This window comes from Glutamicibacter sp. AGC46, from assembly GCF_053543715.1.
Window position 1 is genome coordinate 84,055 of sequence record NZ_JBLVOJ010000009.1, and the last position, 23,321, is coordinate 107,375.

The following is a 23,321-nucleotide window of genomic DNA, read 5'->3' on the forward strand; positions in this document are numbered from 1 at the left end:
GCCACCCCCCACGAAATTGGCTTAGTTCGAGTTGGGCAACCGAACCGGCATCACGAGGTAGCGATACTGGTCCTGGTCATCCTCATCCAGCTTCTTCTGGCCGGTCAGCATGGCCGGCTTGGGCGCACTGGTGAAGGAGAAGCGCACGAAATCGGTATTGAAGGAGTTCAGGCCTTCGGACAAGAAGGTCGGGTTGAAGGCAACGACGATGTCTTCGCCGCGAAGAGACGCAACAATAGCTTCTTCAGCCTGCGCGTCTTCGCCGGTGCCAGCATCCAAGGTCAGCTGGCCATCGGTAAAAGCCATGCGAACTGGGGTATTGCGTTCGGCAACCACCGATACACGACGAACAGCTTCCATCAGCTCGCTGGTGCGAACGGTGGCATGGATTGGGGTGTCGCTTGGGAACAGCGAGCGGATCTTCGGGTATTCGCCATTGATCAGCAGCGAAGTGGTCCGGCGGTTGGAGCTTTCGAAGCCAACCATTTCTCCGTTCTCGCTCATTGCAAGCTTCAGCTCGCCAGAGCTCGAGAGAGTCTTGGCAACTTCGTTGAGGGTCTTGGCTTTGATCAGGAAGGAGGTCGAGATTTCTGCCTGGTTCGGAGTCCAATTGAGTTCACGCAGAGCCAGACGGTAGCGGTCCGTGGCCAAGAATGTGATCAGGTCATTTTCAATTTCAACCTTGATGCCGGTGAGAACTGGCAAGGTGTCGTCCTTGGACGCCGCAACGATAACCTGCGATACAGCTTCGGAGAATGCTTGGCCATCGATAGTGCCGGCGATAGCTGGAAGTTCAGGCAGGGTTGGGTATTCATCAACTGGCATGGTGGCCAGGTGGAATCGTGAACGGCCACAGGTCAGCGAGATCTTCGAGCCTTCGGTCTCCAAGGTGACCGTCGAGTTAGGCAGCGATCGGGTGATCTCAGCCAAGAGCTTGCCGGAAACCAAGATCGAACCCTGCTCAGAAATGTCCGCGGGAATCTCAATATGCGAGGAAATCTCATAGTCGAATCCCTCGAGCCGAACCAGGCCTTCATGGGTGGTGATGAGAATGCCAGCCAAAACAGGTGATGGTGGTCGCTGTGCCAGGGACCGGGCAGTCCAGGATACGGCGTCTGCCAATACATCCTTTTCAACGCTGAACTTCACGAAAAATCCGCCTTTCGGAACCCATAAGTCTTAAGTCAGGCCAAGAAGGTTGTTCCCTCGCCAAGTTCTTAAGCATAGAGCAGGTAATTGCACGTTTTATCCATCTAATCTTGCCACGCCCTGATAGCGCAACGTCTGCTCAATGAACGAAGTGTGGACGATGCAACAAAAAATTGTTCTGCACAGGATTTGGCTCGAGGGTGTGGAGTGGACTCGTTATTTGGATGATTAAGGGTTTAAAGGAGAAGTGTTAATAACCCTTGTGGATACTGTGGATAAGGCCTGTAACCCCAGACCCGCCCACGATTGTGCATGTGAACAATCTGTGGTTGAACATGAGACTCAGTTCCATCATCCTGTTGATACTCAGTTCCATGATTTTTAACGTCCACATGGTTTGCGCACTTATCCGCAGGTCGTCACCAAATCATCCACAGTCTTATCCACACCTGTGATTTCTCGCCGCTAGTGCTCCCGCTGGCTCTGCTTAATCCGGTTGGTTAGCTCGGTGACCTGATTAAAGATCGCTCGGCGCTCGGCCATGAGCTCACGGATCTTACGATCCGCGTGAATCACGGTGGTGTGGTCGCGGCCGCCAAGTTCTGCACCAATCTTCGGCAGCGACATGTCGGTAAGCTCACGCAGCAAGTACATGGCGATCTGGCGCGCGGTGACCAAAGTACGAGTTCGCGACTTGCTGTTCAGCTCATCAATACTCAGTCCGAAGTACTCTGCGGTCTGCTTGATGATGGTCGACGGCGTGATTTCCTGGGCCCCGTCTTCGCTGATCAAGTCCTTGAGCACGGTTTCGGCCAATGCAAGGTCCACGGGCTGGTTATTCAGCGACGCGAAAGCGGTGACACGGATCAAAGCACCTTCGAGTTCCCGGATATTCGTGGAAATACGCGAAGCAATGTACTCCATGACATCACTTGGAGCTGAAAGATTTTCAGCGTCGGCCTTCTTACGCAAAATCGCAATACGCGTCTCCAGCTCTGGTGGCTGAATATCGGTCAGCAGGCCCCACTCGAAGCGCGAACGCATGCGGTCTTCGAATCCCTGCAGCTGCTTGGGAGGCAGATCAGAGGTGATGACAACCTGCTTGTTGTGGTTGTGCAGCGCATTGAAGGTATGGAAGAACTCTTCCTGGGTAGCGTCCTTGTTGGCCAAGAACTGAATGTCGTCAATGAGCAGAATGTCGACATTGCGGTAAGTCTGCTTGAAACTTGCGCCCTCGTCGTCGCGGATCGAGTTGATGAAATCATTGGTGAACTCTTCGGAGTTCACGTAGCGCACGCGGATGCCCTTGTAGAGATGGCGTGCGTAGTGGCCAATGGCATGCAGCAAGTGAGTCTTGCCCAGACCTGAATCACCATAGATGAACAGCGGGTTGTAGGCCTTGGCCGGCGCTTCGGCAACAGCAACGGCTGCGGCGTGGGCAAAGCGGTTCGATGAGCCGATCACGAAGGTGTCGAAAATGTACTTCGGGTTCAGCCGGCCGAACTCCTGCGAATTCGATGGGGGAGTTGGCTGCGGTGCTGGCTGGGGGCGCGGACCAGGAGTCTCAACGACTGCTGGAGCTGACGGCGCGGCGGCTTTGGCTTCAGGCTCATCTTCTTCGAGCTCATCCGAGAGCGAGAGATCAACGCTGACGGCGCAACGGATCTCGTCCTGGAAGACTTCTCGCAGTGCTTCATCCAGCGGCTCGCGCAGCTGAGTCTGCAGAATATCGCGGGTGAGGTCATTGGGTACCGCAACTAAGAGCGTCGTACCGATTAGTCCCTGAGGTTTAGCCAGCGATACGAAGGCACGGTAACGCGCCTTGACGCGATCATCATCCTCGATCTTCCGGATGACTTGGCGCCAAGAGCTACCAATGCTATTGGTTTCGTCGCTGCTCACTAAGGGCGCCCCGCTTCCGTTTAAATGCAATCTTGGTCACAAGAATCCTGTTTCCAGGCTTCTGAAACGTCGTTTTCTGGACCACGTCTGCATTGATTCTATCCATCATCCACACAGTTATGCACAGCTCCGTGCAAAAACCGGGTGTTATTACTGTGGAAAACGGGTTTTCCCTTGAAATCAAGCGTTTTTCGCTGCGAGATGACTAGCTGTTTTGCGGAAAACTGTGAATTTTCTTTCGTTATGCACAGCCTTAATCCACAAGTCTGGGGTAGATTATTCACAGGCCGACTCTCGAAGTAGGGAGCATGGGCAGAACTCGTGCGCCAATTTGACCTTGCGCGCATAGTTTTCTATTGTTATTCAGTCCTATGCGCATCTTTTTGCGACTTGCTCATTTTTGGAAGAGCCCGCGAAAAAAGCGCATTTTATAAAAAGCACGAGCGTCATCCTGTTGTTATCCAGCTAGCTAGTAACGGGTAGTACGCATCATCTAAAACGTTTTGGAGTGTCACCGTGAGCAAGCGGACTTTTCAGCCTAACAACCGTCGTCGTTCGAAGAAGCATGGCTTCCGCCTTCGTATGCGTACCCGTGCAGGTCGTGCCATCCTTTCGGCACGTCGCGGCAAGGGTCGCACCGAGCTGTCCGCATAAATTTGCGAAACAGCTCTTGGCAGCATGACTTCAACGAGCTCAGCTAAAGAGCAACCCGAAGCCGATGTTGCCTAAGAATCAGCGACTGCGCCTAGCGCAAGACCTTACAGCCACTGTACGTTCCGGCGTCCGAAGCGGACGCCGGAACGTCGTGCTATATGCACGGCACCGAGAAACCGAAGAGTTCCTTGGTGACAGGTTTGGATTCATTGTTTCCAAGGCTGTAGGTATTGCCGTTAAAAGGAATCTCACCAAACGACGAATGCGGGAAATCGCCCACGAGCTGCGGCGCGTGGACGGCGACGTCGATTTCGTCTTCCGTGCACTTCCTGGCGCCGCCGAACTCTCTTGGGAAGAACTCAACTCCCAGGTCAATTCAGCCTTCTCCGCTGTTTTGCGCAAGATTGAGGCGCGCTGATGCGTAAGGACTTAGCTCCGCGTACCGGTTTGCTGTGGTTCATCATCGATATCCCACGCAACATCGTTATCGGGCTGCTCAAGACTTACCGAAAACTCATCTCGCCACTATATGGCGATGTATGCCGATACTTTCCTAGCTGTTCTGCCTATGGGCTCGAAGCAGTGACTCAGCACGGCGTTGTCAAAGGCGCCGGATTGACCACTTGGCGGATTCTCCGATGCAATCCGTGGTCCCACGGAGGCGTCGACCACGTTCCTGAGGGACCGAGGATTTGGCCAGAAGGCAAACTGCCGAGGATCATAGTTCTGAATCATCCTGTGATTCCCGACGATGAAGACGCCGCGGAAAGCGGCCGCAAGGAGCTCGACCACTGATGAACAACTTCCTAGACACGATACTGACTCCGTTTACGTACGTAGTCTCGTGGGTTCTGTGGGCATTCCACGAACTGTTCACCGCGATTGGAATGAACGGGGATTCGGGTGTTACCTGGACCTTGTCGATCATCTTCCTCGTGCTGCTGATCCGTACTTTGCTGATCCCAGTGTTCGTCAAGCAGATCAAGTCCCAGCGCGCGATGCAGGCACTGCAGCCTGATCTGCGCAAGCTGCAGGCCAAGTACAAGGGCAAGACCGACCAGATGTCGCGCCAGGCTATGGTTCAGGAGCAGCAGGCGCTGTTCAAGAAGCATAAGACCAACCCGCTGTCTTCCTGCTTGCCCCTGCTCGTGCAGATGCCTTTCTTCTTCGCGCTGTTCCGCGTTCTGAACGAAGCCTCCCGCGCCAGCGATGATGGACGTTCGATCGGCGCTCTGTCCGCTGAGCACATCCGCAGCTTCGACAATTCCTCGATCCTGGGCGCTCCGCTGTCCGAGACCTTCTTGGGCACCATCAATTCCGGTGCCATCAACTGGGCAGTGATCATCGTTGCGGTGGTCATGATCCTTGCAATGACCGCATCGCAGTTCTTCACCCAGCGACAGCTGATGACCAAGAACATGAGCAAGGAGGCCCTCGAGGGCCCGTTCATGCAGCAGCAGAAGATGATGCTGTACATCCTGCCCCTGGTCTTCGGTATCGGTGGTATCAACTTCCCAATCGGTGTGCTGATTTACTGGACCGCTTCGAACCTGTGGACCCTGGGCCAGCAGTTCTGGGTTATCCGAAACAACCCGACCCCTGGTTCGGAAGCAGAGCGCGAACTTAACGCTCGCCGCGCCGCCAAGGGCCTGCCTCCAGTAGGCGTGAAGAAGGAAGACGCTGATGCCGCTGCCGCCGCCGCGGCAGAGCAGCAGGCCAAGGGCCAGCGTGAACAGCCGCAGCGCAAGAACCGTCGAAAGAAGAAGTAGCCATGACTGCAACTGAGAACATCGACGCACCAGAACTGGAAAACCAGATCGAAGACGACCAGGAAGTTCTGGACGAGGGCGACGTCGCCGCCGACTACCTCGAAGAGCTTCTGGACATTGCAGATCTGGACGGCGATATCGACATCGAGATCCGCGGTGGCCGCACCTACATCTCGATCCTTGCCGAGGACGCAGACGCCTCGTTGGAGAGCCTCGTAGGCAAGGATGGAGAAGTCCTCGATGCCCTCCAGGAACTCACCCGGCTGGCAGTGCTCACTGCTACCGGTGAACGTTCGCGCTTGATCCTGGATATTGCCGACTACCGCGCAGAGCGCGCAGAACTGCTCCGCAAGATCGCTGAAGATGCTATTGCGTCGGTACGCGAAACCGGCGAGAAGACCCACTTGGATCCAATGAGCGCCTACGAGCGCAAGCTCGTGCACGACGTGATCGCCGATGCAGGACTGCACTCGGAATCCGAGGGTGAATCGACCCGACGCCATATCGTTATTTCGGTACTGGACAGCTAAGAACCATCACGCGAGAGCGTGCTGATCGACCTAAGGACCAACGACCATGACTGAGGACCTCAGCCTTACTGCAGAAGAGACCCTGGCTGCCGAGAAGATCTTCGGTGACCGCCTGGATCTTGCCAAGCGCTATGTGGAGCATCTGGCGACCTCGGGCATTGAGCGCGGGCTTCTTGGCCCACGGGAAGTACCCCGTCTGTGGTCCCGTCACGTGCTCAACTGCGCCGTGATCGAAGAGGTCATGGAGAAGGACGCCGAGGTAGCCGACGTAGGCTCCGGTGCTGGCCTTCCAGGGCTCTGCTTGGCAATTGCCCGCGCGGACCTCAAATTGACGCTTATTGAGCCTCTGGAGCGCCGCTGCATCTGGCTCTCCGAGGTTATCGATGATCTGGGTCTGGACAACGTCACCGTGATGCGTGGCCGTGCAGAGCAGATGGTCGACGTCGTCAACGCACGCTATGTCACGGCCCGTGCCGTATCTGCTCTGACCAACTTGGCTGGACTGACTATTCCATTGCTACACGGACAGGGCGAGCTCATCGCCATCAAGGGCCGCTCCGCTGTCGAAGAGATCGCTAAGGCTACCAAGGCGATCCGCAAGCTTGGCGGCAGGGAAACCGAAGTGCTCACTGTGGGCGAAAGCATCCTTGCAGAGCCAACCACGGTGGTTCGCATCAAGGTTGGCTAAGGTTGACGCGATAGTCTGTTAAATAGTTATAGAAGCGAAATGGCTTTCATCCTCATAGTTTTCGAGGATGAAGCCATTTCGCAATCTGCATGACTTGTTTTGAATGTTTCACGTGAAACATTATCGGTGCACGCCATGAGCATTAGGTGCATCAATTCACGAGGAGGAGTTTTACCTTTGTCTAAGACTAAGGATTCATCGGATAGCGCGTTTGATTTCAACGACTCGTCCTCGCCTTTGGCTACTCAGATAGCTAGTGAACATCGTCGTCGCGAAGCTTTGGAGGCCCGCAAGGTGCCAATGCCTGAGAAGACCCGCTATTTCACCATTTCCAACCAGAAGGGTGGCGTAGGCAAGACGACGACCACGGTCAACCTTGCCGCCGCCCTGGCCAAGGGCGGGCTAAACGTCCTGGTCATTGATATCGACCCGCAGGGCAACGCTTCTACCGCGCTGGGCATTGAACACCACGCTGAAGTAGACAGCATTTATGACGTGTTAATCAATGATCTTCCATTGGCTGACGTAGTAGCCACATGCCCAGACTTGCCAACCCTGCAGGTCGCTCCTGCAACCATTCACCTGGCAGGCGCTGAAATCGAGTTGGTTTCATTAGTAGCCCGCGAACAGCGCCTGCAGCGCGCCCTGGATGACTACGCGCGTACCCGCCAGCGCAAGGGGCTGCCTCGCCTGGACTACGTCTTCATCGACTGCCCGCCAAGCCTAGGCCTGCTGACCGTTAACGCCTTCGTTGCCGCTCGTGAAGTTCTCATCCCAATCCAGTGCGAGTACTATGCGCTCGAGGGCCTGAGTCAGCTACTGAAGAACATTGAAATGATCCAGAAGCATTTGAACTCCAAGCTGACGGTTTCGACGATACTGCTGACCATGTACGACGGTCGCACGAATTTGGCCGCGCAGGTCGCCAACGAAGTCCGTGAGCACTTCCCAGAGCAGGTGCTCAAGGCCGTCATCCCTCGTTCGGTACGAATCTCTGAAGCGCCGAGCTACCAGCAGACCGTCATTACTTATGATCCAAATTCGACTGGTGCATTGTCGTACTCCGAAGCAGCCGTAGAGATGGCTGAACGAGGCGCGTAAGACCTTATAAATACGTTTCACGCTGGAAAAGATCATCCCCTTAGATTTTCGTTTGTTTTTCCAGATCTATCTGATGCGGATGCGAGATTCGTACGGTGAGAGCCACGGCTGACGCACTGTGCGCATCCCCGGTTCAAAGCCAAAAAACAGTAGACTAGTCTCGGGCTGAAATTTCGGATGAAAGGGCGTGCGAAGAACATGGCAGATAAGAAGCGGGGATTGGGCAGGGGACTGGGTGCCCTTATTTCCAGCTCACCGGCGACGGCGGCTCCTGAAGAAAACCAGAATGTTTCACGTGAAACAGCTCCTGTAGAACCGGCCGCGGAAGCGTCGAAGTCGCGCGCCACACGTCCTGTCGATATGTTCTTCGAACCGGGACGCAAGTCCTCGGCACCTAAGGCGCCAACCACTCCCGCAAAGCCGGCAAAGCGCGCTCGCGCAACTATGCCTGGCTTGAATACAACTCTTGGGGGAAAGAATACCTCTGCACCTCAGGAAGACGCACCAGCTGAGAAACCAGCAACTAAGAAGACCGAGCCGCAACCTGTAAAATCAGACTCTCCCGATCTTGTCGAAGTTCCTGGCGCACAGTTCGCTGAACTCGACGTCCAGCTGATTCACCCAAATCGCAAGCAGCCGCGTACCAACTTCGATCAGGAGCACATGGATGAACTCATCCATTCGATCCGCGAAATTGGATTGCTTCAACCTATCGTGGTCCGCCCTTCCCGCGAGAAAGATGACGCTCCGTATGAGCTGGTCATGGGTGAACGCCGTTGGCGCGCGACACAGGCGGCTGGCCTAGCGACTATCCCGGCCATTATCCGCGACACGCATGACACCGATCTGTTGCGCGACGCCTTGCTCGAGAACCTGCATCGGTCACAACTGAATCCACTGGAAGAGGCCGCTGCTTATCAGCAGCTTCTAGAAGAGTTCAATTGCACCCAGGAAGTGCTTTCAGAACGAATCGGACGATCCCGTTCGCAGATTTCCAATACGATTCGCTTGATGAAACTACCTCCACTCGTTCAGCGTCGTGTTGCGGCTGGCGTTCTTTCTGCCGGTCATGCGCGCGCGTTGCTAGGACTGTCGAACAACGAAGTCATCGAGCAGCTGGCTCAGCGAATCATCAATGAGGGCTTGTCCGTGCGCGCGACCGAAGAAGCAGTGGCACTGAGTGACGACAAGCCACGAAAGCCAGCAAAGAAGGCGCGAGAGACCCAGCGCAATGAACGCCTGGACTTCCTGGCAACTTCGCTCGCGGACCGCTTGGACACTAACGTCAAGATTCAGCTTGGCAGCCGCAAGGGCAAAGTCAGCATCGAGTTCGCTTCGGTGGATGATCTGAACCGCATCATGCAGGTTATTGATCCGACTATGAACCCGTAATTTCATGAACTGGCGCATGTTTCACGTGAAACATGCGCCTTTCTTGTATCTAGAGCCTGTGTTTCACGTGGAACAAATACTCCATGCGAGGTTACTGCCAACCAAGTATGAGGGCGGCACATGGAGATGAGTCGTTGGTGGGTAGGAAACCGCTGCTGTCCATAAACGGATACTTAGGTGTGCCCGCATAGCTTTCGCATCAAATGGATCATGAACCACAGCAAGCATAAAACTGATTGTTGGCATCCGTCGTTGGCTTATCAAAGAGGGAACGTACACGCCGATGGCATGAGCACGAAGTAGCCACGACGCTGTCCAGAAATGTAGAAAAAGCAGGACACACCGTACCAGGTTCGGGATTGGCACCGCATCGCTGAGCCGAGCCCTTCACCTCGCTTCGTAACCATTCTCCGATGCCTGCTCCTGAGGATCAGCGAGCCATTCAGTTTATGTCACCGAAATGCCTCCACTTAATGAATTCTACGGAGAACGGGAAGAGGATAGAACGCATGATTCGAGCCGCCTGGCTGCGGGAACTACCCCAGCGGATACGGATTTGGGCAGCCAGTATTCTGCTTGGTAGGACATCCGGGGCGATAGGTGCCGCATTTGGTGCACAGTATTCCGGCTACCTTCCAGTGCGAAGGAGAACACAAGGTGCGATGAGTAGAGACACTGATGGTTTTCGCGGTCTATCCCTGCCTGGCTCTACTCCATCTAATGCGCAGTGGCATGTGTCAGCCATGCTTCTTAGATTGTTCGAGGACTGATGTGCAAGGGAGCCAGGATGCTGTCCGCAACTGAGCACAACTCCGAAAACATTGGACCGAGAAGCTGTATCGGGCGATTCCAAGGGTACGTTTCATCGTTCTTGCTTAGGGCAGATAGGCAACGGCGTTGAGCAAGGACTGCATACAGCATGTTCTGGAACAGCAAGATCAGATAGTCAGGCATACCGTGATGACTCTCTGAGCAGCAAGGTGGGCGTGTAGCGACGCCACGAGAGCGGGGAGTCGGGTAGGGGAGAGGAAGGCTCGCACGAAGGCCGTGAAGGGCCAAGGAAGGCCGCTATGGACTTATGGCAGGACCAACCGGGGGCAAGTTCGGAGGGGTGCCAACGCTAACTGAATGCTAACCATTGAACGACTTTTGAATATTCACCCCACCTGATCCATTCAACAGACATTCTGAGGGTAGGATCAATGTGGAACAGTACGCAGAGATCCGTCGACTGCATTGAGCAGAAGGCGTGCCAATAACGGCGATCTCGCGGCGACTTGGCGTCCCACGTAACACCGTATGCTCAGCATTGGCAGTCACCGAGTCTGCAAATGACCTGTAGACGAAGCGTGGTTCCATCGCTGACGCTTTCGAACCAGAAACCCGCAGGCTGGTCTGCGAGTATCCGCGCATGCCGGCGACGGCCATCGACGAACGAATCGAATGAACGAATTCCATCTCCACGTTGAAGAACCGGGTCGCACTGATATGTCCGGAATACACGAACGTGGGCCCTGCGGACCGGTTGGTCCACGAATCAGGGCAAGCCGCGCAAGTGGATCTGTGGTTCCCCAAGCTACGGACACCTGTCGGATCCGACCAGGCTCTGATGCTGCCGGAGCTGATGATGAGGCTGTCGCATTTGAGGGTGTTCAAAGCGCTGATGATTCCTAGTTGGCAATGCCCGGATCTGAGCGTTGGGATGTGGAGCTAGAACGACGATGATGACGCGGTCCTCAAGAGCAGAATCTGGGACCGTGAATCCGCGATTCGGAAGCAAAAGGAAAGACACGGAAGCCAATTCAGTGCTTGCCGAGCCGCTGGCTAGCAGGACCATTCTGGCTCCACCGAGAGATTCTGAGTTCAAAGAGCAAACCGAATGCAACCAGTTGCTTGAATCCTCTTTCCTTCAGAATCTCAGCAAACAGCTCGACGGGTGTCTACCGAAAGCCAATGTACACCGTTCAGCCCGATCCAGGTCCGGAGCATCGACCGGTCGCCGTAGGCTCTAGGCACAATGATCATCTCGCCTTCGATGCCATCAGTACCGGGCTCAGCCATCGGGCACGATGGAGAAGGACCTATAGCATGAGTCTGGGCCGCAATAATTATTTGGTGCATCCTTCAGACATTGGCCGGATTGTTGATTCCACGGTGACCATGGATAGAGGGTCTGCGGCCAGTTGGTGGTGGCTGATCCTCCGCGGTGCTGGACAAGCTGAATATTGGACTTTTCGAGAGCCGCCAATATTGCGGTTCTGAGCCACCCAGTATTCTGTCCGCGCGCGCCGGTGGTTGCGTCTTGCTGCTGGATGAGTGGCTTTTGGATCCTCCAGCCGGCGGGTTGCTGAGAATCATCTTCGAGCTCATAGGGTGGCGGTATGACGCTGCATCCACCATTTTCTGTACGCAGTACAAGCAATCGGATTGGCGTGCCCGGCTGGACGCTGGTGCGTTGGCCGACGCGATCATGGATCATGTCGTGCACGATACGATTTGGGTTGAGACCGGTGGGCTCAACATGTGTGAGGTGTACTCTCGGCCGGAGCATTAGCCACGGGGCGTTGATTCGATGGAATCCTCGTTCAGGACTGCCTGCCGGACTGATGATCCGGCAGGTGGCTCTAAGGGAGACTATTGGGTGGATCTGAACCACAATAACGACTGGCCCAGAAGCGCAATATTGGGTGGCTCTCAAACCACCGAATATTCACAAGCACCAGATGATTACCGATCCGGCACATGTGCAGATTACTGCGTTGTGTGTTGAGCAAGATCCGACGCACAACCGTTATTTGGCCACGACCACGGCCGCGTGGTCGCGTCACGCTAGGTATCGGCCGGCAATAGAATCCCTTGCCTAGACATCCACGACTTTCATGATGACCAGTAATGCGTACTTCGGAAGAAACGATTGAGCAGTTGGCGAGAGCCATGAAAATGCCATCAATCTGTCGGACGTGCAAGTAGCATGTTGATCCAGCACATGATGAGGGATGGACTCGTGAAGCCTGCCGGGCCAGAACGGCGATCATCCCGACAGCTATGCTCGTGACCTGTAGAGGACCGCCATGGGCGGTGAATACTAACTCGCGTATTGCGCTGGGTGTCAAAGCCTGCCGGCAGTGGTATCCAATGCTCTTCGATGAACAGCTCTGGCTGCGCGTAAAGGTTGGTGGCGGCGCATCACGGAGGGAAATCGACTCATGAGTTGCCGCGTCTTATGCAATACAAACTGTTGATCATCGTCAAGGTGGATTACGTTCCATTCGGTGCTGCGGCCGTTGATGCAGCTGATCGTTATTAACAGAAGTCGGTGCTAACCAGGTCCAATCCGCCGATTGTCCGCTGGGGTGAGGCCAATGGTGCCGAGGTTGATGCCTCGGCGAATACTGATTGCTTGGTTCACCCTGAGGAGAGGCTGTCTTCGCCTAACCATCCATATCGGGCGAAGAACCGTCCGGTTTGCTGACCAATGCCGAGCTGGCGTAGGGAGAATTGGACGGTACAGGTCCGATTCCGTTTGACGATAAGAAGGCGATCTTCAGTTGGCGTTGCGGGCATGACCGGAACTTCTTATGTCGAATGCGCCATGCCGTGCGATGGAGGAGTGGTACTAGCCCTTCCCGAAGCCATTACGCGCACCTTGAGCCAGGGCACGCTGATGAGAATCAACGACTCCATTAAGATTCCTGACGCAGGTGTGGGATTAACATTGGTGCGCACCCTTGCCGAACCGACATCCAGATCTCTAGAAATCCGAGTTCGAGCTGTCATGAAATCGTGTCACCGTCTCTCGAATTTCTTGAATCGGCGACTGCGACTGGTGGGGGGCGGAACCGCAACATGGACACTGAAAGCAGCTGCCTTGAAGCAACGTTTCACGTGAAACATGATCCAGACCGCCCTTCGAACCTGCTGACGTCTGCGAAGCGAAACGTGTTTCACGTGAAACACTAACTAGGCCGCCCTTTGATTGTCCTGAATTCAACGATGCGCTTGGTGTTTCACGTGAAACAACCAGAACGACCTGAAAGCACATGCAGGTTTGACGTTGCACAGAATGGAGCGGCCACGCACGACCTGGGCACCCCGCCCCCGAGATGAATAGCTAATGATGCTATACCCACTACCCGCAGGCTGACAGCCTCTGCTGAGATGAGGCATAAGAAGCTTGCTGAATACATGCGTAGGCCTGTACGAGCGCCGGAGAGGACCTGTCTGGCCGGTGCCTACGTGAGAGGACAGTGATCAGCCTGCGGCTTGCGGCGCGGACATGAGGAAGTTCGTTCCAGCGCCAAAAACCCGGCGAGCACGCACGGCGTGCAGGAAAGTAATAGCGTCGCGAGATGCCGAGGGATAACTTGACCCTTGGTCCCATACGCGCGGAAGGTGAAGCCTGGATACGATCGTCCAACCACTTCAACGCCAGCAGCTGACAGGAGGAAATGACGCCAAGGCCCTAGGGAGGGGTCGAGGCAACAGATGGCCAGAAAGCCTTAGGAGTGCTTATGAGGCCGCAGAAGCGCGTCCTAGGCGGATGTATGGGTCTCCGGGAGCCCTGTCGGGCATGAGCGGCCCGGCAGCGCTCCAGATCCCGCTCATGAGCAAGGTGAGCGAAGGGAAATCCAGAAGGATCACAACCTTCAATCCAAGAGAGTAGGAGGATTAGCGGTGAAATAGGTTCACTAGAGTCTCCGCAAACCCGGCTCAACCCGCTCCTGCTTTTGTCCCGGTTCGAAGGAACTATTCACTAGAAAAAAGCCCCAAGGTAACTAGCGCGGGAATTCGGACCAAGCTGTCCATGCACCAGCCGCGCAATAGGTAGGCATGATGCCGTGGAGTGCGAAGCCCCAGGTGCCGAAGCCCGTAGTAGCGATCAACCTAAATTTCTCAGGGTTGGAGAACTGGGCGAAGACCTCCATTAATTGAAAGGCAAGAGAACCTGAAGGAGGGAAGCGTGTGAATGAAAGAACTTATATGTGGGGTTAGTACTGGCCCTCGGGGAAACCGACTTCCCGAAAGATAGGTAGCGCGCTGTTCAGAGTTAGTTGATTGCACTAGGACCTAGTGCAGAATCGCAATGACCTGATCAGAGAGAAACCCCTCCGATCACTAGCAGATTGGAGATTCAGGCCTTCTCTTCGCGAGTCGACAGTAGGGCAACGAGCATGAGTCTAAGGCCTTTGTCCCTGATGCAGGTTCTACCGGCAAGCTTCGCCCCGATGGGTATGAACAGCTATTCAGCGATGATGTGGCTCGTTCGCTCCACGGCAATCGACCTCAGATTCATTCAATCTTCGACAGGTCGCACCTCATCATTACCCAGCGGCCCATGTGACAGTTGCGCAGTGGGTGATGACGTATCGGCACGAAACATGGTTTGGGCCGCAGCAACTGACTTACGACAACAACTCACAAGCCGAAAGATTCTGTTCTGCTTACTGCGTGCCAGTTTAGCCAGAGAACGTCCTCAGGAACTCGTTGCTGAACCGTTCGGACTTTGGAAGAGATAGCGTCATGGATTCTGACGATTGACGGCGAAACAGTAGGCTCAGTGAGCAACCAGTGGATACGCGGAAGGGGAGAGCTCCGCTAATTCCCTGGAACTCCGTTAGCCCTGGCAGTTCTCACTGCGCGTTGAACCCTCCCCAATAATCAAGACCAAGAGATGCTGTTCCAGCTAAAGACGCCCATGAAAACTGAGTGTCGCGGCGACACGGGGATGCGGCAGTCGGCATGGCCTGGATTATCCATGGACAGAATTTGACGCAATTTCGACCGGAAGCGGATAGTCCCATGAGTAATTGGTTTTGGCTTTCTCTCAGAAAGCACATCCGCTCAGCTAGCATGTACGGCGTATCCGGATGCGTTTCCGCGGCCCTTCACAGTACAGTCTGGAATTGTGGGCCGAAGTTGAAGGGCTAGAAATACGGAGATTGCGGATCGCTGAATTTTGCATAGGACATCAAGATTCAGAATTCGGGAACCTGTCTAGGTGGCCAGAGAAACGATCAAATGCGAACCCGAACTTGCCGGGTCCATTGCTGAGCATGAAATGCGCATCTTGGCTGACGGGTGCCAAAGAACGGTGCAAAGCGTCATAGAACAGAGCCAGAATCATAAAAACAAATATTTTGGCTTGGATATTCGCAACAGCATGTCAAAAGGGCCTTCAGATGAAGAACCGGCTCAACCTGAGCTGGGGTAAGGCTCGGAAACGGCCAGAAAACGAAAGCAAGTGAACTTCTCGCGGCGCCACGGTTAAATAAGAAGTGGGGACCAACCTTGCGGTTGATCCCCACTTCAATCATGTTCTTGGCTTACAGGTATTCTGCGAAGTCCTTTTCGATGACAGCCTTCGGCTTGGCGCCGATGGAAGTAGCGACATGCTCGCCGCCCTTGAAGACGTATACGGCTGGGATGCTGGTGATGCCGTACTTCGCGGCAATTGCCTGGTTCTCATCGACGTTGACCTTCACGACGTCGACCTTCGCAGCGTGCTCTTCTGCGATCTGATCCAGGATTGGACCGAGCTGGCGGCAAGGGCCGCACCATTCAGCCCAGAAATCGACGATCACTGGCTTGTCGGCATCCAGGACATCGGCCTGGAAGGTTGCTTCAGTTACTGCTTTTGCGTTGCTCATGAGAGACAACCCCTTTCTGAGAAAACTATTAGGCGGTAGCGAGGGTTTCGGAAACGTTGGCCAGGTAGTGCTCCACGTCCTGGGCCGCGGCGCAGCCCGAGCCGGCCGCGGTAATGGCCTGGCGGTAGGTGGAATCGATGACGTCGCCGGCGGCGAAGACACCTGGCAGCGAGGTCTTGGATGTGCGGCCTTCAACGGCGATGGTGCCTTCGGAAGTCAGCTGCAGCTGGTCCTTGACCAGATCCACGCGTGGGTCGTTGCCGATGGCCACGAAGATACCGGTGACATCCACGGTGGATTCTTCGCCGCTGGTGCGGTTCTTCACAACCAAGCCTTCGACCTTATCGGCACCGTTGATGCCGATGACTTCGGAGTCCCAGATGAACTCGATCTTCTCGTGGGCCAGGGCGCGGTCGGCCATGATCTTCGAAGCGCGCAGCTCGTTGCGGCGGTGCACGACGATGACCTTGGAGGCGAACTTGGTCAGGAACAGCGCTTCTTCCATGGCGGAGTCGCCACCGCCGATCACGGCGATTCTCTGGTCGCGGAAGAAGAACCCGTCGCAAGTGGCGCACCAGGAGACGCCATGGCCAGAGAGGCGCTTTTCATCCTGCAGGCCCAGCTCGCGGTAGGCGGAGCCGGTGGAGACGATGACAGCACGAGCACGGTAGATGGTGCCGTCAGCCAGGGACAGCGTCTTGATTTCGCCTTCGAGGTTCATTTCGGTGACGTCATCGAAGAGGATCTCGGCGCCGAAGCGTTCGGCTTGCTTCTGCATGTTGTCCATCAGGTCTGGGCCCATGATGCCCTCGGGGAAGCCTGGGAAGTTCTCCACGTCGGTGGTGTTCATCAGTTCGCCGCCGGCAGTGACTGAGCCGGCGATGACTAGTGGGTTCAGATTCGCACGGGCGGTGTAAACCGCGGCGGTGTAACCGGCCGGACCGGAGCCGACAATGATGACGTCGCGGATTTCGTCGTTCTGTGCTGAAGTCACGGGAGTAGAACCCTTTCGTTCTAATAATGCGAGGTGGATAGCAAGGTCTAACCTCACTATCCACCTCAACGCATTGCTTTCGTAAAAAATTCCGCTTCTATTACTTGGCGGAGAATTCACCGATCTGGAGACCGAATGGACGTGAATCATTGCCGCCGGATGCCTTGCGAGGCAGGTCGGTGATGTCCAGGAACACGTGGGTTCCTTCCATGTAGTCCTTGTCGTCGTCCTTGGCAGTTACCGATACCGAAGGACCGGAGAATGAACCCTTGGCTACCGACTTGGCATCGCCCAGGTCTTCGGATTCGCCGACGAGGATTTCGTAGTTGCCGCCGGTGCCGTTCAGGCCCTCGAGATTGACCTCGGAGATCTTGGACTTCTCGTCCAGTTCCAGGATGAAGACCATGTTGGAAGCGAAGCCGCCGAAATCAGCGGTGGTGTACGAGTACGTTGAGTAGGTGCTCGAGGCGTTGCCGTCGATCATCTGGCCCAGCTTGCCATCGGTTTCGGAGTTCAGCTGCTGATTGCCGGGAACCAGGCGGGATACGTCGTCGATCTTCGGAGCAGGCAAGGCGTCCTCGGTTGAGTCCTTTTCTTTCTCGGTCTCGGATGGCTTTTCCGGGGACTCCACGGCAGTTGGCTGCTCGCCATCGGCGGTGGTGTTCTTGTCCCCACCAAGGAAGTTGAAAGCGAACACGACTGCAACAATCAGCACGATGAGCAAGACGGCGCCAACCAGCAGGCGAGTTCCCTTGGAACCGCCTTCTTCCTCTTCCTCTTCGCCGACCTGGGGGTCCTGGGCAGGAGCATTCTTGGCAGCTGCGGGGAAGGTCGAGGCTTTCGGGGCAGCGGCAGCGGCGGCACCCGCAGCGGCGCCTGCGCCGGCTACGGCACCCGCAGCGGCGCCTGCGCCGGCTACGGCTCCAGCTGCTGCAGCCTTCTTCTTTGCCGGCTTCTCATCTTCCTCGGCAGGCTTCTGGGTAGGCTTGGCCGGCGTCTTGCCCTTGGACTGCGCAGCGGCAGCCAGGGCCGCAGTTGCGGTGACATTAGGCTCGTCTTCGTCTTCCAGGCGGGACACCTTCGGCTTGTCTTCGGCCGCTGGCTTTTCAGCTGGCGCAACCGGGGTAGCCATGGTGGCGGGAACCTGCTCATTAGGCGCAGTCTGGTCGAACTGTTCTTCTTCAGGCTGTTCCTGGTTCTTCTTGCCGAACCGGTTCTTCAGTCCTGCGAAGCCACCAGCCAAGGCGGAACCGATCTTGCCCTGCTGCTCTGGTTCGTCTTCGTACTGCAGCTGGTCGTAGTACTCGTTGTCGTCTTCGTAGGTCTCAGGGACGGCCTGGCGGGACTCGCCGAAGATCTCGGTGCCCAGGGTGTCGGTGAAGAACGGCTCAACATATGGAGCGTCGTCGGTTTCCAATACCAGGTCCAGCAGGTCCGAGGAACGCGCGGTGTTGGCGACGAGGTAGGTCTGGTTGGCATCGGTGATGCCCAGATCCAGCACCTGAACGTTCGAAGCGCGCTCGCCCATGGCGATTTCGCGTGCGCTCGTTGCCAGCTGCGATGAATTCTCCACGGAAGCCACCATGATGCTGACCGAGCGGTTCAGTACCTGGTCTACGCCACCGAGTACCAAGTCTCCTTCAGCTGATGAAAGGACACTCTCGGTTACTTGGTAGCGACCGCTGAGGACAGAGCCGACATCGATTGGCTGCGACACGTGCATCTCCAAGGGGTTGATTTTGGTTCGGTGGCGGTCCACGGACCACCACCTGCCATGTTACCGGTCAGATCAAGCTATTTGGTGCCTATTTGCCCAGAATCACTAGCAAGTTTCAGCGGACCATCAGCGATTGAGTCCCGGGATTCTGCGAAGGATCGGACCCAGGAACGACTGGAGCTCCGGGACCTTGGTTTTGTACAGCAAGCCAATGAAGACGATGCCCATCACCAGCGCGACAATAGCCACCGAAACCAGGGCGCTGAATACGGAGTCGTAGGCGAATCCGAAGTTGAATCCACCCAGCAACCAGAGCGCGATGCATCCAATGATGGAGGAGAGCGTAGCCATCCAACCGACTCGAATGTAGGTGTCGATGACAGAGGAAACACCGTAGTTGCCGTAGCGGCGCTTGATCAGATAGTGGGTGCCGATGCAGGTCAGCACGTTGGTCAAGCCGTAGATGAAGGCAATGGCGGCGGCGATATGCAGCGGATCGACCACGGCTGCAGCGGCGAACGCCAAGATCAATCCGAGCCCGGCGGTGGCCGACTGGATCAGCATCGGGGTGCGGGTATCCTCCTCTGCGTAGAAGACACGCAGCATGAAGAACTGCAAGGACTTGAACGGCAGCCCAAGCGCGGTGAGCACCAGCAGCTGCCCGAGAGCGCCCGCGGCCTGCGCAGCATTCTCGGAGTTGCCGGCAAAGAGCCTGCCTAGCGGTCCGGCCAGCACGATGAAGACCAGCGTGCAGAACACGATAGGGATTGCGGTGGAGCGCATGCCCTGATTGAGCAGCTTGCCAACATCCTTGCGGCGGTTCTCGGTGAAAGCCCGGGCGAAGTCGTTGAACAGCACGGTGGCGACGGTCAGCGCGAACAGGGAGTGCGGCAGCACGGTGATCAACTGCGAGGTGTTCAACGCGTACTCGCCGGCTACCGAGGCGGCCTGTTCGGGAGGCAGCTGCGCTCGAGCCGCGGTAGCTCCGGACACGATCTTGGAGTACACCAGCGAGGAGAGATTGCCGATCACCATGGCCGCCAGGGTCCAGATCGCCAGCTTGCCCACGTGGCGCAGTCCCATGCCGCGCCATTGGAAGTCCAGTGTCAGTTTCAGCCCGGTCTTCTTCAGTGGCCAGAACAGCGCCACCGACTGCAATACGATACCCAAGGTGGCACCGCCAGCCAGCCACATGGTCTTGACGCCGCTCCAATCCTGCATCGGGTCGCCCGAAGAGTAGGCGCCGAAAGTCAGGATGAAAGCGCCAATGACGATCAGCTGGATGATGTTGTTGACCGCAGGAGCCCACATGAATGCGGCAAAGCGGCCATTCGCGTTCAGCACCTGGCCCAGCACTGCGTAGAGCCCATAGAAGAAGATCTGCGGCAGCGACCAGTAGGCAAAGGCCGTTCCCAACGCGATCATGGGCTCGGTCCAGTTATTGGTGAGCACTGTGATCAATGGCCTGGCGCAGAGCGTGAGGATCAGAGTCAGGATACCCATGCCCACGACGGTCAGCGTCACCAATTTCGACGTGTACGCGGCGCCGCGGTCCTTCGCCTTGGAGGCCTTGATCAGCTGCGGGATCAGCACGACGTTGAAAATGCCGCCGGCCAGCAGCATGTAGATGATAGTCGGGATGATATTGGCTTTTTCAAAGATGTCAGCCACCGAGGTGACCGAACCAATGGCCATCGCCAGCAAGGCCGTGCGCACGAAGCCCAGCAAGCGGGAGACCATCGTGCCGGAGGCCATCAGGGCATAGATCCTGGAGCGCGAGCCAACAGGCTGAGCTGCCTGCTGCGGGGGAGGTCCGGCGACTACGTCCATGGCTCCGGTGTGTAGCTGATCGGAGCCCGCAGATGGATTAGGAACCTGAGACATGCTTTGTAAGGACCTCGCGTGCCAGATCAGCGATCCGGCGCTCATTAGGGAAGGACAGGCGCTTGCCCAGGGAACCGATGGGGACCCAGGCAACATCGACGGCTTCATGATCGGGATCATTCTCGATCGTCAGATGCCCGCCGGTAGCTTCCAGCAGGAAATGGTGCACGGTCTTGTGCACACGGTAATTCGTCACGGTGAACCAGTAGTCGACCGAACCCAGCGGGGCGAGGATGCGTCCGGCAATGCCGGTCTCTTCCTCGATTTCGCGGATAGCCGCTTCCTCATTGGTTTCCACGCCCTCCGGGTGGCCCTTGGGCAGGCACCATTCCAGCCGTCCGCCACGGTTGTACCGGGCAATGATGGCCACTGGGAAGGTGGGGTCGTTGAAGTCGATCACGATGCCGCCGGAAGAGACTTCTTCCACGGTCGGCAGGCTCGTGTGACCGCCAGTTGCCTGCGCGCGAGCCATTGACGCAGTCAATGGGGTGCGCTTTGGGGCAGACGGGATCGGTCGGTTCATGGAACCACTCTATCGAGAAAGTACCGTTCGCCGCCTGATCGACGTGGACAAGTAAGTTATCTCGCAGGCAAATCCGTCGGAATTTCAAGCATTCTTCCGGGATTTCTGGCACGCTTAAGTAACTATGCATGCACTTCCCTCGCCTGACGCACTGCGTCAAATCCTGCCCTCGGTTATTTTCGACTTGGCCGACCGTTTTGTTCGGGCGGGCCATGAATTGTCGCTGGTAGGTGGGCCGGTTCGGGATCTGTACTTGGGACGCGTATCCCCGGACCTCGATTTCACCACCAGCGCTCGCCCGGAAGAAACCATCAAGGTGATTTCCGGCTGGGCCGATAACGTTTGGGATGTGGGACGCGAGTTTGGAACTATTGCCTTCAAGAAGGGCGAACACACGCTAGAGGTCACGACCTACCGCGCTGATGCCTATGATAAGGAGTCGCGCAAGCCGATCGTTGCCTTCGGTGATAACCTGCACGACGATCTCTTCCGTCGGGACTTCACCATGAACTCGATGGCTCTGCGCTTGCCGCAGCTCGAGCTGGTGGATCCTTTCGACGGCGTAAGCTCGCTGGAAGACGGGTCCATCCGCACCCCTGGTGCACCTGATATCTCCTTCTCTGACGATCCGCTGCGCATGATGCGTGCTGCCCGTTTTGCTTCGCAGCTGAAGATCGAAGTCAGTCCAGAGGTGCGCGAAGCCATGAGCGGAATGACCGATCGGATCGACATCATTTCCTCCGAGCGGGTTCGCGATGAACTGGTCAAGCTGATCAACGGTGCAGACCCGCGCGCGGGAATCGACCTTCTGGTGGAAACTGGCCTGGCCGATAAGGTGCTGCCCGAAGTCTCGGCACTGCGTCTGGAAATTGACGAGCACCACCGGCACAAGGATGTCTACCAGCATTCGCTGACCGTGCTGGAACAAGCCATGGCGTTGGAAACCGACGAAGAGGGACCTGTTCCCGGCCCGAACTTCGTGTTGCGCTTCGCGGCGCTGATGCACGATATCGGAAAGCCGGCGACCCGCAAATTTGAACCAAGCGGCGCGGTATCCTTCCGCCACCATGACATGGTGGGTTCGAAGCTCGTCAAGGCGCGTATGCGCGCCCTGCGTTTCGACAAGGACACCACCAAGTCCGTAGCCCGACTGGTCGAGTTGCACATGCGCTTCTATGGCTACGGCGAGGCCGGCTGGACCGACTCGGCGGTGCGCCGTTACGTCACCGATGCTGGAGACCTGCTCGAGCACCTGCACCGCCTGACCCGTTCGGATGTCACCACCCGCAATCGCAAGAAGGCCGACCGCCTAGCTTTTGCCTACGACGACCTCGAGGCGCGCATCGCGCAGATCGCCGAGCAAGAAGAGCTCCAGTCAATCCGCCCGGATCTTGACGGCGAGCAGATCATGCACCTGTTGGGAATCAAGCCGAGCAAGGTCGTTGGCCGCGCATACAAGTTCCTCTTGGAACTGCGTTTGGACGAAGGCCCGCTGGGCGCGGAAATCGCCACTGAGCGCTTGCGCGCCTGGTGGAAAGAACAGCCTGAAGCCCAGGAATCGGCTACCGAGGGGTAACCTCTGACCTGAACACCAAGGGAAAAGCACCTGAAATCCGCATGGATTCGGGTGCTTTTGCCGTCCCCGGGAAAGTGCTTAAAGTTTCTGCGCAAATTTGTAGCGCATCGGGGATAATCCATGTATGCTGAATACTGTGATTGGGAAGTCTCAATGAGACTTGCGGATCGAGAAAACTTTTCAAAGAGGCCCCATGGCATCCATGGCCGGCCGAGAGCAGATTTTAGGAGGTGGCGAAATGATTAATACCAATTGGTACACAGAGACTCATCGCGGAGCGCGATTTATTGGCGGCTCTCCCATGTCTCGTCTGTGCAAGCTCATTTCCCCAACCTCCGGACAAGCGGATTCCTAACTCACGGTAAATCCCGCATAAGTTCCTGAGGTTGCAGGTCAGTAATCGACTCTCACCCTTAGGAACTTTTTTCATGCCTAGTCCACTGTTCTCCTCATCCGCTCAACGGGCAGTTCGCACCTCGGAATTAATCTTCGCAGGACCAGAAAGCCTGAAAGCTCGCGCCATTTCAACTACGCGCCAAGATCTTCCCTCCCCTTCTACTTTGACCGAAGGGAGGGACAGCAAATGAAAAAGCGTCAAGACAAGCGCAAGTTCACCAACCTTGATAGCACCGAGTTCAACCGCCGCATGCGTCAGCGTGAGCTGAAGAACCACGTGCCACCAGAAATGTACCTTCGAATTCGCTAAGGCCGGCAACGCCATTACCGTTGCCCGCTAACAAGAATCCGAGGTACCCATGATGAACTCGCAAGGCATCGCCAAGAGGCGCCCCCGCC

General features: G+C 56.4%; 19 protein-coding genes. 12 read left to right on the forward strand and 7 right to left on the reverse strand.

Features of this window, described 5'->3' with window-relative positions; genetic code table 11:
- Positions 1-21: 21 nt before the first annotated feature.
- Both dnaN and dnaA read right to left on the reverse strand, forming a co-directional pair.
- The gene (dnaN, locus tag ACNPM8_RS03540; RefSeq protein WP_105658692.1) at positions 22-1,149 is read right to left on the reverse strand and encodes a DNA polymerase III subunit beta; all 1,128 of its coding nucleotides are present in this window, start codon (positions 1,147-1,149) and stop codon (positions 22-24) included.
- 465 nt (positions 1,150-1,614) lie between these two features.
- Entirely contained in the window at positions 1,615-3,051 is a 1,437-nt protein-coding gene (gene dnaA / locus ACNPM8_RS03545) for a chromosomal replication initiator protein DnaA (RefSeq protein ID WP_105658693.1), read from the reverse strand.
- Positions 3,052-3,567: 516 nt separating this feature from the next.
- Here dnaA and rpmH point away from each other — a divergent pair.
- From rpmH to ACNPM8_RS03595, 10 genes are all read left to right on the forward strand, one after another.
- Entirely contained in the window at positions 3,568-3,705 is a 138-nt protein-coding gene (gene rpmH / locus ACNPM8_RS03550; RefSeq protein ID WP_075972541.1) for a 50S ribosomal protein L34, read from the forward strand.
- A gap of 64 nt (positions 3,706-3,769) precedes the next feature.
- Positions 3,770-4,123 (forward strand): ribonuclease P protein component, encoded by a 354-nt coding sequence (gene rnpA / locus ACNPM8_RS03555; RefSeq protein WP_105658694.1) that lies wholly within the window; start codon positions 3,770-3,772, stop codon positions 4,121-4,123.
- Positions 4,123-4,500 carry a membrane protein insertion efficiency factor YidD gene (gene yidD, locus ACNPM8_RS03560; RefSeq protein WP_105662201.1) on the forward strand — a complete coding sequence of 126 codons (378 nt, stop codon included), beginning with the start codon at positions 4,123-4,125 and terminating at the stop codon, positions 4,498-4,500. The genes rnpA and yidD overlap by 1 nt, the downstream gene beginning before the upstream one ends.
- On the forward strand, positions 4,500-5,474 hold the full coding sequence (gene yidC / locus ACNPM8_RS03565) for a membrane protein insertase YidC (RefSeq protein WP_105658696.1): 975 nt from the start codon (positions 4,500-4,502) through the stop codon (positions 5,472-5,474). Before yidD ends, yidC begins: the two co-directional genes overlap by 1 nt.
- 2 nt (positions 5,475-5,476) lie before the next feature.
- A complete protein-coding gene (locus ACNPM8_RS03570; protein ID WP_105662202.1) occupies positions 5,477-6,004 on the forward strand; it encodes a Jag family protein in 528 nt (175 codons plus the stop codon).
- A 46-nt stretch (positions 6,005-6,050) separates the two neighbouring features.
- Entirely contained in the window at positions 6,051-6,692 is a 642-nt protein-coding gene (gene rsmG, locus ACNPM8_RS03575; RefSeq protein WP_105662203.1) for a 16S rRNA (guanine(527)-N(7))-methyltransferase RsmG, read from the forward strand.
- A gap of 177 nt (positions 6,693-6,869) precedes the next feature.
- Positions 6,870-7,793, forward strand: coding sequence for a ParA family protein (locus tag ACNPM8_RS03580; RefSeq protein ID WP_105658699.1), 924 nt, complete (start codon positions 6,870-6,872; stop codon positions 7,791-7,793).
- A 198-nt stretch (positions 7,794-7,991) separates the two neighbouring features.
- Entirely contained in the window at positions 7,992-9,185 is a 1,194-nt protein-coding gene (locus ACNPM8_RS03585; RefSeq protein ID WP_448939307.1) for a ParB/RepB/Spo0J family partition protein, read from the forward strand.
- 2,206 nt (positions 9,186-11,391) lie between these two features.
- Positions 11,392-11,739: an ATP-binding protein gene (locus tag ACNPM8_RS03590; RefSeq protein WP_105662205.1), complete on the forward strand. Its 348-nt coding sequence runs from the start codon at positions 11,392-11,394 to the stop codon at positions 11,737-11,739.
- 3,444 nt (positions 11,740-15,183) lie between these two features.
- A complete protein-coding gene (locus ACNPM8_RS03595) occupies positions 15,184-15,396 on the forward strand; it encodes a hypothetical protein (RefSeq protein ID WP_146112958.1) in 213 nt (70 codons plus the stop codon).
- Between the two features lie 112 nt (positions 15,397-15,508).
- Here ACNPM8_RS03595 and trxA read toward each other — a convergent pair whose 3' ends face one another.
- The 5 genes from trxA to ACNPM8_RS03620 all read right to left on the reverse strand — a co-directional run bounded on the left by trxA (position 15,509) and on the right by ACNPM8_RS03620 (position 20,950).
- A complete protein-coding gene (trxA, locus tag ACNPM8_RS03600; protein WP_105656613.1) occupies positions 15,509-15,832 on the reverse strand; it encodes a thioredoxin in 324 nt (107 codons plus the stop codon).
- 28 nt (positions 15,833-15,860) lie between these two features.
- Complete coding sequence (gene trxB, locus ACNPM8_RS03605) at positions 15,861-16,826, reverse strand: thioredoxin-disulfide reductase (RefSeq protein ID WP_105656612.1); 966 nt, start codon at positions 16,824-16,826, stop codon at positions 15,861-15,863.
- Positions 16,827-16,926: 100 nt separating this feature from the next.
- A complete protein-coding gene (locus tag ACNPM8_RS03610) occupies positions 16,927-18,543 on the reverse strand; it encodes a hypothetical protein (RefSeq protein ID WP_388024726.1) in 1,617 nt (538 codons plus the stop codon).
- Between the two features lie 126 nt (positions 18,544-18,669).
- Complete coding sequence (murJ, locus tag ACNPM8_RS03615; RefSeq protein ID WP_286134650.1) at positions 18,670-20,373, reverse strand: murein biosynthesis integral membrane protein MurJ; 1,704 nt, start codon at positions 20,371-20,373, stop codon at positions 18,670-18,672.
- A gap of 37 nt (positions 20,374-20,410) precedes the next feature.
- Positions 20,411-20,950: an NUDIX domain-containing protein gene (locus tag ACNPM8_RS03620; RefSeq protein WP_105656609.1), complete on the reverse strand. Its 540-nt coding sequence runs from the start codon at positions 20,948-20,950 to the stop codon at positions 20,411-20,413.
- Between the two features lie 124 nt (positions 20,951-21,074).
- On the opposite strand from ACNPM8_RS03620, the gene ACNPM8_RS03625 reads away from it, so the two are divergent.
- The gene (locus ACNPM8_RS03625; protein ID WP_105656608.1) at positions 21,075-22,526 is read left to right on the forward strand and encodes a CCA tRNA nucleotidyltransferase; all 1,452 of its coding nucleotides are present in this window, start codon (positions 21,075-21,077) and stop codon (positions 22,524-22,526) included.
- Between the two features lie 583 nt (positions 22,527-23,109).
- Positions 23,110-23,232, forward strand: a complete 123-nt coding sequence (locus ACNPM8_RS03630) for a hypothetical protein (RefSeq protein ID WP_255209577.1) — start codon at positions 23,110-23,112, stop codon at positions 23,230-23,232.
- Positions 23,233-23,321: the final 89 nt, after the last annotated feature.

What these genes read in the sequence shown, in the direction of transcription:
- trxA (WP_105656613.1), bottom strand. Translation starts at nt 15,832, where the DNA reads ATGAGCAACGCAAAAGCAGTAACTGAAGCAACCTTCCAGGCCGATGTC.
- murJ (WP_286134650.1), bottom strand. Translation starts at nt 20,373, where the DNA reads ATGGACGTAGTCGCCGGACCTCCCCCGCAGCAGGCAGCTCAGCCTGTT.
- ACNPM8_RS03620 (WP_105656609.1), bottom strand. Translation starts at nt 20,950, where the DNA reads ATGAACCGACCGATCCCGTCTGCCCCAAAGCGCACCCCATTGACTGCG.
- ACNPM8_RS03625 (WP_105656608.1), top strand. Translation starts at nt 21,075, where the DNA reads ATGCATGCACTTCCCTCGCCTGACGCACTGCGTCAAATCCTGCCCTCG.
- yidD (WP_105662201.1), top strand. Translation starts at nt 4,123, where the DNA reads ATGCGTAAGGACTTAGCTCCGCGTACCGGTTTGCTGTGGTTCATCATC.
- ACNPM8_RS03570 (WP_105662202.1), top strand. Translation starts at nt 5,477, where the DNA reads ATGACTGCAACTGAGAACATCGACGCACCAGAACTGGAAAACCAGATC.
- rsmG (WP_105662203.1), top strand. Translation starts at nt 6,051, where the DNA reads ATGACTGAGGACCTCAGCCTTACTGCAGAAGAGACCCTGGCTGCCGAG.
- ACNPM8_RS03585 (WP_448939307.1), top strand. Translation starts at nt 7,992, where the DNA reads ATGGCAGATAAGAAGCGGGGATTGGGCAGGGGACTGGGTGCCCTTATT.
- rnpA (WP_105658694.1), top strand. Translation starts at nt 3,770, where the DNA reads ATGTTGCCTAAGAATCAGCGACTGCGCCTAGCGCAAGACCTTACAGCC.
- yidC (WP_105658696.1), top strand. Translation starts at nt 4,500, where the DNA reads ATGAACAACTTCCTAGACACGATACTGACTCCGTTTACGTACGTAGTC.
- ACNPM8_RS03630 (WP_255209577.1), top strand. Translation starts at nt 23,110, where the DNA reads ATGAAAAAGCGTCAAGACAAGCGCAAGTTCACCAACCTTGATAGCACC.